This window comes from Duodenibacillus massiliensis (assembly GCF_900128485.1).
GTDB lineage: Bacteria > Pseudomonadota > Gammaproteobacteria > Burkholderiales > Burkholderiaceae_F > Duodenibacillus > Duodenibacillus massiliensis.
In genome coordinates this window covers 106,415-121,556 of sequence record NZ_LT635858.1, presented here as the reverse complement: position 1 = coordinate 121,556, position 15,142 = coordinate 106,415, and the positions used below count along the sequence as shown (strand labels likewise).

General features: G+C 57.9%; 14 protein-coding genes. 8 read left to right on the top strand and 6 right to left on the bottom strand.

Annotation, left to right across the window (positions count from 1 at the left end; all coding sequences use genetic code 11):
* Position 1: 1 nt before the first annotated feature.
* Entirely contained in the window at positions 2-1,519 is a 1,518-nt protein-coding gene (locus tag BQ7486_RS02760; protein ID WP_022373053.1) for a Ppx/GppA phosphatase family protein, read from the bottom strand.
* A 49-nt stretch (positions 1,520-1,568) separates the two neighbouring features.
* Complete coding sequence (ftsY, locus tag BQ7486_RS02755) at positions 1,569-2,483, bottom strand: signal recognition particle-docking protein FtsY (protein WP_074008878.1); 915 nt, start codon at positions 2,481-2,483, stop codon at positions 1,569-1,571.
* Here ftsY and rsmD point away from each other — a divergent pair.
* The 7 genes from rsmD to BQ7486_RS02720 all read left to right on the top strand — a co-directional run bounded on the left by rsmD (position 2,482) and on the right by BQ7486_RS02720 (position 8,523).
* Positions 2,482-3,177, top strand: a complete 696-nt coding sequence (gene rsmD / locus BQ7486_RS02750; protein ID WP_074008877.1) for a 16S rRNA (guanine(966)-N(2))-methyltransferase RsmD — start codon at positions 2,482-2,484, stop codon at positions 3,175-3,177. The two genes, ftsY and rsmD, sit on opposite strands and share 2 nt — an antisense overlap.
* A gap of 34 nt (positions 3,178-3,211) precedes the next feature.
* Positions 3,212-3,706 carry a pantetheine-phosphate adenylyltransferase gene (gene coaD / locus BQ7486_RS02745; RefSeq protein WP_022373050.1) on the top strand — a complete coding sequence of 165 codons (495 nt, stop codon included), beginning with the start codon at positions 3,212-3,214 and terminating at the stop codon, positions 3,704-3,706.
* Positions 3,706-3,999, top strand: a complete 294-nt coding sequence (locus BQ7486_RS02740; protein ID WP_074008876.1) for a YfhL family 4Fe-4S dicluster ferredoxin — start codon at positions 3,706-3,708, stop codon at positions 3,997-3,999. Before coaD ends, BQ7486_RS02740 begins: the two co-directional genes overlap by 1 nt.
* Positions 4,000-4,041: 42 nt before the next feature.
* Complete coding sequence (locus BQ7486_RS02735) at positions 4,042-5,592, top strand: Na+/H+ antiporter NhaC family protein (RefSeq protein WP_022373048.1); 1,551 nt, start codon at positions 4,042-4,044, stop codon at positions 5,590-5,592.
* 144 nt (positions 5,593-5,736) lie between these two features.
* Positions 5,737-6,864: an LPS export ABC transporter permease LptF gene (gene lptF, locus BQ7486_RS02730; protein WP_074008875.1), complete on the top strand. Its 1,128-nt coding sequence runs from the start codon at positions 5,737-5,739 to the stop codon at positions 6,862-6,864.
* The gene (lptG, locus tag BQ7486_RS02725) at positions 6,861-8,000 is read left to right on the top strand and encodes an LPS export ABC transporter permease LptG (protein WP_074008874.1); all 1,140 of its coding nucleotides are present in this window, start codon (positions 6,861-6,863) and stop codon (positions 7,998-8,000) included. Before lptF ends, lptG begins: the two co-directional genes overlap by 4 nt.
* Positions 8,001-8,106: 106 nt before the next feature.
* Entirely contained in the window at positions 8,107-8,523 is a 417-nt protein-coding gene (locus BQ7486_RS02720; RefSeq protein WP_074008909.1) for a cyclophilin-like fold protein, read from the top strand.
* A gap of 51 nt (positions 8,524-8,574) precedes the next feature.
* On the opposite strand, the gene BQ7486_RS02715 is transcribed toward BQ7486_RS02720, so the two are convergent.
* Both BQ7486_RS02715 and BQ7486_RS02710 read right to left on the bottom strand, forming a co-directional pair.
* Positions 8,575-9,174 (bottom strand): FAD-binding protein, encoded by a 600-nt coding sequence (locus BQ7486_RS02715; RefSeq protein WP_420865527.1) that lies wholly within the window; start codon positions 9,172-9,174, stop codon positions 8,575-8,577.
* Between the two features lie 397 nt (positions 9,175-9,571).
* The gene (locus BQ7486_RS02710) at positions 9,572-10,300 is read right to left on the bottom strand and encodes an amino acid ABC transporter ATP-binding protein (protein ID WP_074008908.1); all 729 of its coding nucleotides are present in this window, start codon (positions 10,298-10,300) and stop codon (positions 9,572-9,574) included.
* A 260-nt stretch (positions 10,301-10,560) separates the two neighbouring features.
* On the opposite strand from BQ7486_RS02710, the gene BQ7486_RS02700 reads away from it, so the two are divergent.
* The gene (locus BQ7486_RS02700; protein WP_074008871.1) at positions 10,561-12,795 is read left to right on the top strand and encodes a patatin-like phospholipase family protein; all 2,235 of its coding nucleotides are present in this window, start codon (positions 10,561-10,563) and stop codon (positions 12,793-12,795) included.
* 61 nt (positions 12,796-12,856) lie between these two features.
* Here BQ7486_RS02700 and BQ7486_RS02695 read toward each other — a convergent pair whose 3' ends face one another.
* Together BQ7486_RS02695 and BQ7486_RS02690 are read right to left on the bottom strand one after the other, a co-directional pair.
* On the bottom strand, positions 12,857-13,597 hold the full coding sequence (locus BQ7486_RS02695; protein ID WP_074008870.1) for a HesA/MoeB/ThiF family protein: 741 nt from the start codon (positions 13,595-13,597) through the stop codon (positions 12,857-12,859).
* On the bottom strand, positions 13,594-15,123 hold the full coding sequence (locus tag BQ7486_RS02690; RefSeq protein ID WP_235836715.1) for a S41 family peptidase: 1,530 nt from the start codon (positions 15,121-15,123) through the stop codon (positions 13,594-13,596). Before BQ7486_RS02690 ends, BQ7486_RS02695 begins: the two co-directional genes overlap by 4 nt.
* Between the last annotated feature and the right edge of the window lie 19 nt (positions 15,124-15,142).

Sequence of the window (15,142 nt, the reverse complement as noted above, 5' to 3'; positions counted from 1 at the left end):
GTCAGTCTCCGGCCGATGTGTCGGCTTTAAAGTTTTTGCGCTCAAAACGAAAGTCAATGTCCATCTTGTCCCAGACATCTTCTTCGGCATGAAGCAGATACTCGGTAAGGGGGTGCTTCGTAAGCCACGCACTGTCAAGCGCAAATTCAATCGTTTTCCCGTCGGCTTTGAGTGTCCAGGCCGGAAGCCGCACTGTGCGGCGGGCATGCGCAAAGATGACCGCAAGGCGGATCGCGCAGATCATGCGCATGAGCATCGGGTCCTTAAGGCAGCTTTCCACCTTTTTGAGGTTGCCGCGCTGCGAGAGGACAATTGCCGCCATATCGGACTGATCCGACCGGGAAAAGCCCGGAAGGTCCGAATTTTTCAGAATGTATTCGCTGTGACGGTGGTAGCCGCTCGGGCTGATCATCTTGCCGGTTTCGTGCAGCATCGCTGCCCACTGCAGCAGTTTCCTGCGCGCCGGATCAGGGTTGCCGTCAGACAAAGCCTGGAAAAACTTGTCGGAAAGCGCCGCCACGCGCGCGGCCTGCTGCTTATCGACGTTCGTGCGTTTAAGAATCGCCGTAACGGTGGCGTCACGCACGTCGTGCTGGCTCTTGCGCCCCAAAATGTCGTAAAGAAGCCCCACGCGCAGGGCGCCTGAAGCCGGCCGCATCTCCTTGATGCCGAAGGTTTCGAAAACGGCGGTTAAAACAGCGATGCCGCCCGCAATCACCTCGCGGCGGTCTTCTTTGAGGCCCGCGAGCTTGATGCGGCGGATTTCGCCCGAGCTGATGAGTTCGTCTCTGAGGTACTTTAAAAGCGCGGGCGTCACAACGCCGTTTGTAAGGCCTAAGGCCGTGCCGATGTCAGCGACGGCACCGATCGTGCCTGCGCTGCCGTAGGCGGCATCCCACTGACGGTGGCTGAACTCCTGGTGCGCTTCTTCAAATTCGGCCTGAGCTGAAAGTTGCGCGGCTTTAAACTCTTTTGCCGTGATTTTGCCGTCTTTAAAGAACTGAACCGAGGTGTTGACGCAGCCCACGTGAAACGATTCGCACTGTTTGGGCAGGTACCCGCGGCCGATGATGAGTTCCGTGGAGGCGCCGCCGATGTCGACAACCAGACGCTTCTCGGGGGAAGACGGGAGCGTATGCGCGCAGCCAGAAAACACGAGGCGCGCCTCTTCGCGGCCCGCGATGATTTCGATGGGGTGGCCTAAAGCGGCTTCGGCCTTGGGAAGAAATTCGTCGGAATTTTTCGCAACGCGCAGCGCCTGCGTGCCCACAGCACGGATGTACTTGGGATCAACGCCCGCGAGTTTTTCCTTAAAGCGGGAGAGGGCATTCAAGGCGCGCTTTTGCGCTTCTTCCGTCAGAAACCCCTTCTCGTCAAAGCCTGCGGCAAGCCGCACGGTTTCCTTCCAGTAGCTTTCCGTGAGAATCTGATCGTCGACAACCCGGCCGACTTCAACGCGAAAGCTGTTGCTGCCCAGATCCACTGCACCCAAAAGCAAAGGTTTTTCCGTTGCCGTCATCGTGTCTCGTCCCGAGAAGGAGTAGTTGCGAAAAAGCGTTTTTTACCGGTTATTCGTGCTCGATACCCACCAAGGCATCGGCAAAAGCCTCGGCGTTAAATGGCTGCAGATCGTCAATCTTTTCACCCACGCCGACAAAATATATCGGAAGCGGCCTGTCGCCTCGGCTTGCGGTGATTGCCACAAGAACGCCGCCTTTGGCGGTGCCGTCAAGCTTGGTGACAATAAGGCCCGTGAGCTGCGCAAAGGCGTCAAAGGCTTTGACCTGCGCCAGGGCATTTTGTCCGTTGGTGCCGTCCACCACGAGGATTACCTCGTGGGGCGCGCCTTCAAGGGCTTTACCCTGCGCTCGGCGGATGCGCCCGAGCTCTTCCATGAGGTTTGTCTGCGTGGGAAGGCGTCCTGCGGTGTCCGCAATCACCACGTCAAGCCCGCGGGCCTTGCCGGCACTCACGGCGTCAAAGACAACGGCCGCGGGATCGCCCCCGGTCTGGCTCACGACGTCAATGCGGTTGCGCTCGCCCCAGACCGCAAGCTGCTCGCGCGCGGCGGCCCGAAACGTATCGGCAGCGGCCAAAAGCACGGTCTTATTGTCGGCGGCAAGCCACTTGGCAATCTTGCCGATTGTGGTGGTTTTACCGGCACCGTTAACGCCCGCCATCATCATCACGAAGGGCTTGGTGCGGTTTACGTCAAGCGGCTTTTGCGCGGGTAGGAGGATGCGCTTAATTTCATCGCGCAGCGCAAGGCGCACCTCTTCCGGGGTTTTAAGGCCCCTGAGTTTTACCGTGTCGCGCAGCCGCTCTAAGATAAGATTCGTGCTTTCAACGCCGATATCGGCGGCAATCAGTGAGGTTTCGAGCTCTTCAAAGAAATCTTCGTCAATCACGGCGCCGGAAAAAAGACCGGCCAGATTGATGCGCGTGCGCTCCAAACCCTGTTTTAAGCGAGAAAAGAAACCCATGGCTCGTGCGGGAAAAAAAGAACCGGCGCTTCACTCTCACGGGAGAAAAGCGGGTTCGGAAAATCAGTCGTCGGGACGGGGCGTTAAGCCCGCCCAAAGGGTTAGTTTAGCAACCGGGGCTAAGAGTGTGGGGGCCGTGCGCATCATCGGAGGGCGCTTCAAGCGTACGCCCCTGGCGGTGCAGGATCGCGAGGGCCTGCGGCCCACCCCCGACCGCGTGAGAGAAACCGTCTTTGACTGGCTCATGCACCTTTCAGGGGGCACGATCGAAGACCTCACGGTGCTCGATATGTTTGCGGGAAGCGGCGCCATGGGTCTTGAAGCCGCAAGCCGCGGCGCACGGCGTGTTGTCTGCACGGAATTAAACCGCAAAAGCGCGGCGCAGATCCGCGCGGTCGTGGAAAAACTCGGCGCAACCGGGACGGTTAACGTCGTCTGCGGGGACGTTTTTTCCTATGTCGGAAGTACAAATGAGACTTTTGACATTGTCTTTATCGATCCTCCGTTTGCCGAGAGCCTGCAGGCTGAGGCGCTCTCGGCAGTCAAGCCCAGACTCACGGACAAGGCGGTTGTCTACGTGGAAAGCGACCGGGAGATTAGTGAAGAAAAGCTTCAGGATCAAGGATTTGCCTCGGTGCGCCGGGGCCGTGCGGGGGCTGTCTTTTATTTGCTTGCACAGCAAAATTTCCGTTAAAATTCATAATCTTGTCTTTTGATTTTTGTCCGTGATGATCCAGGCCGTTTATCCGGGAACGTTTGATCCGATGACGCTCGGGCACCTCGATATGGTGCGCCGGGCTGCACGGCTATTTGATTTTGTGACGGTGGCTGTGGCCGCCAGTCCCAAGAAAAAACCGCTTTTTACGCTTGAGGAGCGGGTGGAACTCGCGCGGCTTCAGTGCGCGGACCTCGCCAACGTGGCGGTCGAAGGGTTTGATGATCTGCTCTGCCGGTTTGTGGCGCGCAAAAGCGCGCAGGTCATCGTGAGAAGCTCCCGGGCGGCGACGGACTTTGAGTACGAGCTGCAGATGGCGATGATGAACCGGCACCTCGTGCCTGAAGCTGAAACGGTGTTTCTGACGCCGAGCGCCGAGCTGCAGTACGTGAGCGGCACGCTCGTGCGTGAAATCGCGCTATTAGGGGGCGACGTCACGGAGTGCGTGGTACCGGCTGTTGCCGAGGCGCTCGCGCGTAAGGCAGCTCATCTGCGGGGTGCACACTGATGGCTCTGATGATCACCGACGAATGCATCGGCTGCGGCGTATGCCTGCCCGAATGCCCGCATCAGGCAATCTGCGAAGAGGACGGCAACTTCTGGATCCGCGCGGGGCGCTGTACGGAATGCGCCGAGGACTCCGAAGGGCCGCACTGCAGAAGGCTCTGCCCGATGCCCGAGGTGATCGTCACCAACCCCCGGCGCACGGAAACGCGTGAAGCGCTTCTGCGTAAAGCCGCGTCCTTTAAACTGCGCCGGCTTTTTGAAGAATTCGATAAAACCAAAGAAGAAGCGGCATGACACGGCCGCGTTTCTCCACAGTAACACACGGGAAACAACACTATGCAACCCTATGCCGCTGAATGGCTTTCCATCATCCCGCCGATCGTCGCTATCGGCTTGGCGCTCATGACGAAGGAAGTGTTTTCTTCGCTCCTTGTGGGTATCTTTACCGGTACGCTCATCTACGCGGTGGGTACGGGTGGCAACATCGTGATGGGGACAACGGAAGTCGCCTTCAAGATGATGGCCCAGAAGCTCGACTTCAACATCATCATCTTCTGTTCGCTTCTGGGGGCGCTCGTTTACGTGATCACGATGGCGGGCGGCACCAAAGCCTACGGTAAGGCGGCGGTTAAGCTCATCAAGGGCCGCCGCTCAACGTTGCTCGCAACGGGTGGTCTGGGCCTTACGATCTTTATCGACGACTACTTTAACTGCCTCACGGTCGGTACCGTCATGCGGCCCTTGACGGACCTTTACCGCATCAGCCGCGAAAAGCTTGCGTACATCATCGACAGTACGGCGGCCCCCATCTGCATCATTGCGCCCATTTCCTCGTGGGCGGCGGCCGTGGGGTCGTCTTTGAAAGACACCGGTGCGTTTGAAAGCGAACTGGGCGCGTTTGTCGCCACTATTCCGTGGAACTTCTATGCGCTGCTGTGCCTTATTCTCGTGGTCTTTATCTGCCTCACAAGTTACGACTTTGGGCCCATGCGCCGAGCTGAAATCAATGCTCAGAGGGATCAGGAACTCTCCGAAGAAGGCGTGCAGGAAGTCGACCGTGAGGTGAAAAGCAACCCCCGCGGCACGGTCTGGGACATGCTTATCCCGCTGGTTGCCCTCATTGTTTTCTCCGTCCTGTCGCTTATGTATTCCGGCGGCTACTGGGGTGAAGACGCGAAGTACCACACCTTTATGGCGGCAATCGGCAATTCCTCGGCCTCGATGTCGCTTGTGTGGGCTTCCTTCGGCGCCATGGTCGTGGCACTGCTTCTTTTCGTGCCGCGCCGGCTTCTTTCCTTTGCCGACTTCTTTAACGGCAGCGTTGAAGGCATGAAGATCATGTTGCCTGCCAACATCATCCTGATTCTTGCCTGGACCCTTTCGGGTGTGTGCCGTGAACTTTTGAGCACCCCGCAGTTCATGCAGTCCATCGTCACAAGTTCCGGCATGAGCGCGATGTTCCTGCCGGTGATTGTCTTTGCGATTGCGGCGTTTCTTTCCTTCTCAATGGGCACGGCTTGGGGTACCTTCGGTATCCTCATCCCCATCGTAGTGCCGATTGTGCAGGCTCTTGATCCCAACCTCACGGTGGTGGTGCTTTCCGCCACGCTTGCGGGCTCGGTCTTCGGTGATCACTGTTCGCCCATTTCCGATACCACGATTCTGTCCTCAGCGGGCAGCCGCTGCACGCATATTTCGCATGTGGCAACGCAACTGCCGTACTCAATCCTTGTTGCCGTGTGTGCCGGTATAGGGTACCTTGTGGCCGGCATTTCCGGGGGCAGCCTTCTCTGGAGCTTCTCCGCGGCGCTTCTGTGCCTTTTGGTTGCAACCGCGGTGCTTCATTTCTGGTATCAGAAAAAGGATCCGGAAGAGATTCCCGCTTAATCGGCGCGACAGACACGGGCGGCAGAATACGGACAAAAGCAGCAACGCTTTTTCTGTGTTTTGCCGCTGCAGTTTGTCGGGTTCTTAAACTAAAATCGGTCGAATCAGGCTTAACTTTCATTTGCCCCCGGACCGGGTCCACTCATGATTTTCCGACGTTCACTCGTTAATGAGCTCGCCAACAGCGCGGGCGGCGTCTTTACGGTGTTGTTTTCCATCGTACTGACGGTCGGACTCGTCCAAATTCTGGGGGAGGCCGCTGACGGCAGCGTCGATTCGGCGACCGTTTTTGAACTGGTGGCCTATTCAAGCCTGGTAAATCTCCCGCCTTTGGTGGCCCTGTCGCTTTTTATGGCCGTACTGATGGTGCTCATGCGAAGCTGGCAGGACAGCGAAATGGTGGTGTGGTTCAGCTCCGCGGGCCTGAGCCTTCTTTCCTGGATCCGCCCGGTGCTGCGCTTTGCGCTTCCAATGATTCTCGTTGTGGGGATTCTCTCCATTGCGCTCACTCCCTGGGCCAAAAGCCAGATTGAACGCACGACCGAAGCCTTTCAGCAGAAAGAAGACGTCAACCGCATCGCCCCCGGGCGCTTTATTGAAACCGCGGGCGGACAGCGCGTCTTTTTCATTGAAGACGCGGCCGAAGACGGCTCGCGCATTCACAACGTCTTCATGAGTGAGCGCAAGGACGGCGCGGAAATCATTGTGCACGCAGGCGAAGGCGCGGTGCGCACCAACGACGCCGGTGACCGCTACATTGCGCTTTCTGACGGCCGCCGCTATGAAACGGATCCGGATAAAGGGGCCTCCTGGAAGGTTTTGGATTTTGCGCGCTACGACATGCTGATCCGCGTCAAGGCTGATACGGCGCTTACGAGCATGAGCGTGGACATGATGCCGGTGGCGATGCTCACGGCGATCAACACCAATGCCGCCAACGCTGAACTGCTCTGGCGTCTCTGCTGGCCTCTGGCGGCATTAAACCTCGTGCTTCTCGCGATTCCGCTTTCCTACACGAACCCCAGAGCCGGACGAAGCCTTTCGATGGTGATTGCCGTTTTGATCTTTATTCTCTACTTAAACGGTATTTCGATTGCGGAGACCTGGGTGAGAGGCGGCAAGATCAGCTGGGTGACGGGACTGATTGCGTTAAACGGCGGCGTCTTTCTGCTCACGGCACTGCTCTTTGTACGGCGCGTGTGGCTTGTGCGGTGGCTGCCTCTGAAGCTCACGGAGCTTCCTTACAAATGGATCGGGAGGGATGAAAAGTGAGCGTCATCGCCCGGCATCTGACAAAAGAAGTTCTGATTGCGTCGCTTTTTGTGCTTTTTGCGCTCACGGCGCTTTTTGCCTTTTTTGAGTTTGTGCGCCAGCTGGGCCGCATCGGCACCCGCTACGACCTTATTCACGGCCTGATTTTTACGGCGTTAAACCTCCCGACCCGCATCTACGAAGTGATGCCCGTGGCAGCACTTGTGGGCGCGGTCTACACGTTGAGCCGCTGGGCCGCAACGAGTGAATTCACGATTCTGCGCGTGTCGGGCCTTTCGCCCGTGCGCCTTGCGGCAATGCTCTCCGTTTCCGGCATCATTCTTTCGGTCGTCACCTACGGTATCGGCGAATTCGTGGCGCCTGAGACTTATAAGCTCAGAGACGAAATGCGCTCGGAGGTTTCCGGCAGCACCTTGTCGTCCCACGACTACGATTCGGGTATCTGGGTGCGTGACGTCGTGAAGGACGCGCAGGGTTCTCCCCTTCTGACCCGCTTTGTGAACGTGAGAAACCTGCTTGCCGAAGGCAAGGGCTCGCGCACCGGTGCCTGGCGTATTTTTGAATTTACGCCGGACAACGCGTTAACGCGCGTGATTCACGCCGAAGGCGCCAATTACATTACCGGTGAAGGGTGGCATCTGAAAAACGCGACGGTGGAGACGCTGCCCAAACTTGCCAAAGACGAGAGCCCCATGATTGAAAAGGCCGGGATCCGCCGGCATGCGGACTTTCTGCTTGCCACGCAGATGCGGCCAGACCTTCTGGGGGTACTCACGATTCGTCCTGAGCGTATGGGGATCGGCGCTCTCTGGCAGTACATCGGTTACCTCCGGGAAAACGGACAGACCACCGAGCGCTATGAAACGGCGATGTGGAAGCGTATTTTCTATCCGCTCGCCATTTTTGTGATGCTCGCGGTTTCGATGCCCTTTGCCTACCTTAATGCCCGCTCGGGCGGCATTTCGATCAAGATCTTCGCGGGTCTCATGATCGGTATCACGTTTTACGCGCTTAACAACATCTTTTCCTTCCTCGGGGTGATCAACACCTGGTCACCGGTGGCGATGGCGGTGCTGCCGCCCTTAATCATGCTCATTGCGGCTGCGACCGTCATGTGGTGGGTGGAAAAACGTTAGAAACGCCTGAAAAGAGTTTCGGGCAATACTTTGACGGGCCTTGTCAGTCATCGGCCGCTTTTTCCCGTTAACGTTCTCCCGGATGACGCCCTTCGGGAGAGAAAAAATGAAAAAAGCGGTTATGGGACTCGTTGCCGCAGTGACGGCCGGTGCAGCGGCGGCCGATGCCGCCGTCATTGAAATGACGGTCGGCGAAAAAAGCTACGCCGTCGAACTTCTTGAAAACGATGCGGCCCGGGACCTGATGCGCAGGCTTCCGCTGGAAGTCACGTTTGAAAACTTCGGCGCCGTCGAGCGTATTGCGTATCTCAAAAAAGCGCTTAACCTCGGCTCCGCGCCGCGGGAAACAACGCCTGCGGCAGGGGATCTTACGTACTACATCCCGTGGGGAAACCTTGCGGTGTTTACGGGGCCTTTCCGGCACTCCCCGGATTTGGTGCCGCTCGGAAAACTCTCTGAAGAAGCGCTTGAAGTGGTCAGAAAGAGCGGGAACACGCCGGTGCATTTTGCGGTGAAGCCGTAACTTTGGAAAAACAGTATCTCTGAAGCCGTGGAGCAGTACTCGATCGGCAAATCAACGATCTCGTACTGGCTCAGGATTGCCAGAGAGCAAGCAGGTTGCGGCATGCTGCCCAAGAAAGGAAATCCCAAGCTCATGACCAGCCTCAAGCTCCCTAAAGGAGTGACCTACCTTCAAGCCCACAGCGCAGTTGTTGCCAGGGAAATCATGAGCGAGACTGCCTTCGGCCAGTTCTGCCGCAAGCAGGGATACGCCCGCTTGTTCACACTTTTGAAGCATCGGGTTGATAAAGCCGGAACCGGAGCCGTTATCCGCAACCACTGAACGGGGGACGGAATGGCCGCCGTCCTGGGTAATCACGGGTTTAAATTTGACGCCCATTTCGTTTTTCAGCCACTCGTAGCAGACCATCATGTTGTCGGCAAGCTCCTTCGCCTTGTCCATGTGGTTGAGCCCCAGGCCGGCAGTAACGGTATCTTTCAACCAAAGATCAAGGCTGTCCTTGATTCCTGCGGCTTTCTGCTGGGGTGCGCCGACAGCTGTCATTTCGCCGCCGTTGATGACGGAGTTTCCGCCGAAGGTCGGCATCTTTTCGAGCACGATGACCTTTTTGCCGGCATTGGCGGCCTCGTAAGCGGCGGCAAGCCTGCAAATCCGGAACCGATCACGATTACGTCGGTGGTTTCATCATATTTTGCGGGAGCGCTGACCGGTTTGGCCTGCGCGGCTCCGAGGCCTGCGGTCCCCATAAGTGCGGCTGCTGTTCCCAGTATGCTGCGGCGCGAGATGTTAGGCATAAAGTTCTCCTTGGCGGTTGTTGCTTGGAATGAAATCTTCCGAGAGAGTTGCGTTGCAGAGGGTTTAAAAAGCCTGCATTGCTTCAGATCTCTTGCCGGGGAGTCTATGTGCGGGGTGTCCCGGGACATTTGGACAATGTCAACGGGCACTTCCGCGGGAAGGTAGATTCCTTGATGAGAAAGACAAACAGAAAGCGCGGGCAACAAAAAAGCCCGCGGCTGCGGGCTTTTGCACGAAGGAAACAGCGGTTCTTTCAGTGCGAGAGAATCTTGGAGAGGAACTGTTTGGCGCGCTCGCTCGTCGGTTCCTCAAAGAACTGCTCCTTGGTGCTGTCTTCAAGAATCTGGCCCGCTTCCATAAAGACCACGCGGTCAGCGACCTTACGGGCAAAGCCCATTTCGTGCGTCACCACCATCATCGTCATGCCTTCACCGGCAAGCTGCACCATGACGTCCAGAACTTCGTTAATCATTTCCGGGTCAAGCGCAGAGGTCGGTTCGTCAAAAAGCATGCAGATCGGGTCCATTGCAAGGGCCCGGGCAATTGCCACGCGCTGCTGCTGGCCGCCCGAGAGCTGACCGGGGAATTTCGGAGCCTGCTTTAAAAGTCCCACGCGGTCCAGAAGCTTTAAGCCTTTTTCTGTGGCTTCTTCGCGGCCGCGGCCGAGCACCTTGATCTGCGCAAGCGTCAGATTGTCGATAATCGTCAGATGCGGGAAAAGCTCAAAGTGCTGAAACACCATGCCGACGTGCGCACGCAGTTTCGGCAGATCCGTCTTCGGGTCACCGACGTTGACGCCGTCCACAAAAATCTCGCCCTGCTGGAAGGGTTCCAGGGCATTGACGGTTTTAATGAGCGTGGACTTACCCGAACCCGACGGTCCGCAGACCACCACGACTTCGCCTTTTTCCACGGACGTCGAGCAGTTCTTGAGAACCTGAAATGAGCCGTACCACTTGCTCACGTTTTTAATGTCAATCATCGGCATGGGCGCAGAGTCCTTTTCCCGTCAGAAGCGAAAAAACATCATAAAAGGGCCGACAAAAGAAATGTCTTCTGCGGCACTCGTTCAAAGTGCCATTGTAGAGCACGCCCGCACAAATTCCGCGTGCGGCGGCGCTTACGGACAGGAATCGTTGCCGATAACCCCGCTTTTTGGTGTCAACACCTTGATTTTCTGAGAAAAGAGGCAGTGCCGAGGTATCATGCGCTTTCCTGGAGTCCGTTTTTTGTTCTGCCGTTATGCGCCGACTGTTTTTTACTTTGCTACTAACGCTTGCTGCGGCAGGTGCCGCGCAGGCGGCTTATGCCGCGGACGGGGAGGAGCCTCCGAAAACGGCGCTTGTGCTCTCCGGGGGCGGTGCCCGTGGCTTTGCGCATATCGGCGTATTAAGGGCGCTTGAGGAACTCGGTATCCAGATTGACGTGGTGGCGGCAACGAGCATGGGCGCGATGGTCGGAGGCGGCTTTGCCGCGGGCTATACGCCTGAGGAAATCGCGCGCGTCACAAAGGCAGTGGACTGGGCGAAGATGTTTGCTCCCCGGGCCGACCGTCCGAGCCTTACCTGGCGCAGAAAAGCCGATGACCTTGCGGGAATCGGTGCGGGTGAGGTCGGGGTGTCGGCAAATGGCGTCTCGTTTCCCGCAGAAGTCATGCCCACGCAGGAACTCGATATATTCCTTGCGCGCGTGACGCAGCCCGTGAGCCGCATCAATAACCTCTCAGATCTTTCCATTCCCTTCGCGGGCGTAGCAACGGACCTTGTCACGGGGGCCAAAGTGGTTTTACAGGAGGGCGTGACGCTTTCCAAAGCCATGCGTGCCTCGATGTCGATTCCGGGCGCTTTTGCGCCGGTTCCCTACGGTAAGGCGCTTTTGGTGGACGGGGGACTCACGGATAACCTCCCCGTGGATCAAGCCCGTGCCATGGGCGCTGAGCGCGTGATTGCCGTCAATGTCGGCACTCCTTTATTCGGGCGTGAGAAGCTCGAGAGTGTTTTCGGGATCATGGGGCAGATGGTCAATATTCTCACCGAGCAAAACGTACGGGCGTCGATTGCGTCGCTCACCGACCGCGACATTCTCATTACGCCTGACTTATCGAACTTTACGGCGGGCGACTTCAATGCCTTTGACGCGATTGAACGCGCGGGCTATGAGGCCGTGATGAAGCACAGAGCTGAACTTGAGCGCTTTCGGGTGTCTCCCGGACAGTACCAAAAGTGGCGCTCCCGGGTGCTCGCGGGGCTCACTGACAACGCCGTGCATCATGTCGCCGAAGTGCGGGTAGAGGGGCTTAAGACCGTTAATCCCGAAACGGTGCTTCGTGACGCTGACCTCGATATCTCAAAACCCGTGACCGACGAAGATGTGGCGCGCTCTGCGCGCCGCGTCTGGGCTGACGGTGACTTCAGAAGCGTTCCCTACCGCTTTGAGCCGGGGCCGCGCAATACGGAGGTTCTCGTTTTTGAGCCCGATGAAAAAAGCTGGGGTTATTCCGTGCTGCGCTTCGGCGGCAACGTCCAGTTTGACGCCGACCGCACCCACAGCTTCAACGTGATTCTTGCGCACACCTGGGGGTGGTTAAATGACTGGGGAGCCGAGTGGAGAACCGAACTGCAGTTCGGTGAGACGCGGCGAGCCAAAACCGAGTGGTATCAGCCTCTGGGGGCAGCCTCTCCCTGGTATGTGCTGCCGCGCATTGAAGCCGAGCGCACCGGGGTGGATCTCTATGCTGATAACGACGGGGACGACATTCCGTATGCCCGCTACAACAACACGCAGGTGACGGCAGACGTCTCTCTTGGCTACGAATTCGGCCGGCTCGGTACTGCATCGGTTTCCGCAGGCTACATGCGGCTTTACGCCGACCGCGACATCGGCGCGCCGGGGCTTAAATACCGGGCGAACGCCCCTTTTGCCGGGGCCGAGGTGAATTTCGATACCTTGGATAACGTCAACTTCCCGCGCTCCGGGTTTTTGTTAAACGCGCAGGTGCACCGGCTTTTTAATCCGGACGTCAACGACGGCGTCAGCCGCAGCACAAACGATACGGTCTACACGGTGGAAGGTGTGCTGCCCGTGGTGTTAAACGACGACTGGAGCATGATTCTTTCCGGGCGCTACGGCGTATCAACGCTTCCCGGGATCTTTACGCTCGGCGGCGTTTTCAACCTCTCGGGGTCGCCTTACGGACGGTTTTCCGGCGACCATATGGCCCTGGGCCGCGTGATGCTCATGCGCTCGATTGCCACGCCCTTAAAAGAAAAGGGCATCGCGCTTTACGCCGGCATGAGTTACGAGGTGGGGCGCGCCTATAACGACACGGCGTTTTACGCGAAAGAAAGCCGCGAGTGGAAGCTGGCGGGGTCTGTGTTTTTGGGAGCGGACACCTGGATCGGGCCCATGTACATGGTGCTCGGGCAAACCTTCGGTCGCAGTACGGCGCTTACCTTCTACTGGGGGCGGCTGCACTGATGTGGAAAAAGCGGCAGAGGCTTAAAAACCCGTGCCGCTTTTTTTACGGACGCCGCCGGAATTATTTTGCGCAGACGGAGCAGGCCGGATCTGCGGAGAGGCCCATGACGTCAAACTTCATGGTGAGCGTGTCGCCGATCAACAGTTTCCCGTCAAGGCCTTTTACGCCCAAAACGAGTTTGATCGCTTCCTGCGCGGCAAACATCCCGGCAATCGCGGTGACGGGCCCGGAAACCCCGGTCTGCGCGGCCTTTACATCCTTTTCTTCGTCTTCGGGGAACGTGCACTGGTAGCAGGGCGAGGGGTGCCGGCTGAAGTCAAAGACCGCGATCTGAAAGCTGAAGCGCACGGCGCAGGCCGTCACAAGCGGTCTGCGTGCGGCGTGCGCCGCACGGTTTGCGGTGTGGCGCGTTTTGAAGTTGTCCGAGCAGTCAAGAAGAATGCTTTTTTCGTCGAGAAGCCGGGCCAGAAGCGCATCGTCTGCGCGCTCCGCGACCGCGGTCACCGGCACGTCGGGCGTGATGTCGGAGAGCATCCGCTTCGCGCTTTCAGCCTTATTCATGCCGATGCGCGCCGGAATGTGCAGAATCTGACGCGGCAGGTTGGTTTCATCCACCGTGTCGGAGTCAATCACCGTGATGCGGCCGGCGCCGGCTTCCGCGAGCGCCAAAAGTGCGGGGCAGCCGATGCCGCCGGCGCCGATCACCACAAAGTGTGCTTCAGAAAGCACTCTTTGACCTGCTTCGCCCCATTCTTTCAGAAGCACCTGCCGGCTGTAGCGTTCAGCTGCGGGATTTGTCATTTGCTCTCCCCCTTGGCGTCGGTTTTTGCCTTGGCTTTTTCTTTCTGAGCGGCTTCCTTGGCGGCTTTTTCCTTGGCGGTCTTGGCTTCAGCCTTAAGCTTTGCCTGCGTTTCGGCGTGCGTGATCACTTTCTTGCCGAGAAGCTGGTTTTTGGCTTGTTCAAGCGGAAAGTCCTTGTCGTCTCCGAACATGTAGCGAAGGGTCGGTACTTTGGCGTTTTCTTCGTCAAAGGCCTCCTCACCGGCGTCGTCCGTTTCCTTTTTCGCCGCCTTTGCGTCCTCATCCTTGCCGTCCGTCACCTCAATGTGGTGCGCGAGGTCGGACTCTCTGAGGTTAAAGGACGGGTAGTTGCCTTCCGGCGTATCGTCTACGGCGATGTTGGGGGTGATGCCCTTGGCCTGAATCGTGCGGCCCGAGGGGGTGTAGTAGCGTGCGGTCGTAAATTTCACGCCCGTTGTCTCACCGTTTTTGACGCGCAGCGGGATGATGGTCTGAACGCTGCCCTTGCCGAAGGAGCGCGTGCCCATGATCGTGGCGCGTTTGTGGTCCTGCAGGGCGCCCGCGACGATTTCAGAGGCCGAAGCCGAGGCGGGATTGACGAGAACCACGAGCGGCACGCTCTTGGCGGATTCCGGAACCTGTGCGATATGGTCCGGCGACTCGTTTCCGACGGCGTAGTCACGCAGCACAGCGAGGTACTTTTTCTCGTTTTCAGGGGTGCGCCCGCGGGTGGAAACAACGAGGCTGTGTTCCGGCAGAAACACAGCGGAGACGCCGATGGCGGCCTGCAGAAGTCCCCCGGGGTTGTTTCTCAGATCAAGCACCACGCCTTTAAGGGGCGCCTGATCGGCAAGTTTTGTGTAGGCAAGCGCCACATCATCGGCCGTTCGCTCCTGAAACTGCGAGATGCGGATGTAGCCCACGTTATCGGTGAGAAGCTTGCTTTTTACCGACTGAATCTTGATGATCGCGCGCTCAAGCTTAATGACGATGGGTTTTGCCGACCCCTTGCGGGCAATCGTCAGAACAATGCTTGTTTTGGGTTTGCCGCGCATGAGCTTGACGTTCTCGTTCAGACTCAGATCGGCCGTGGCTTTGTCATCAATCTTGATGATGAGGTCGCCCGCCATGACGCCTGCGCGGGCCGCCGGCGTGTCGTCAATCGGGGAGACAACCCTGACGCCCGAAGGATCTTTTGTGACCTCAAGCCCCAGGCCCCCGAATTCGCCCATCGTGCTTTCTTCCATGTCCGCGTAGGCTTTCGCGTCAAGAAACGTCGAATGGGGATCGAGCCCTTCAACCATGCCTTTGACGGCGTTTTCCAGGAGCTTTTTGTCCGAAATCTCATCCACGTAATAGTTTTTGACGGAGCCGAAGACGTCGGCAAAGAGCCGGATGTCTTCGACCGGCAGCTGCACCGTACGGGATTTTTCGGCAAAAGCCGTGAGACTCACGGTAAGCGCTGCGCCGCAGGCAACGCCCGCGGCAGCGAGTGCCGCTGAGCGCATGAATGTACGAATGGTCATGATCTCGAGGGGAGAGTCA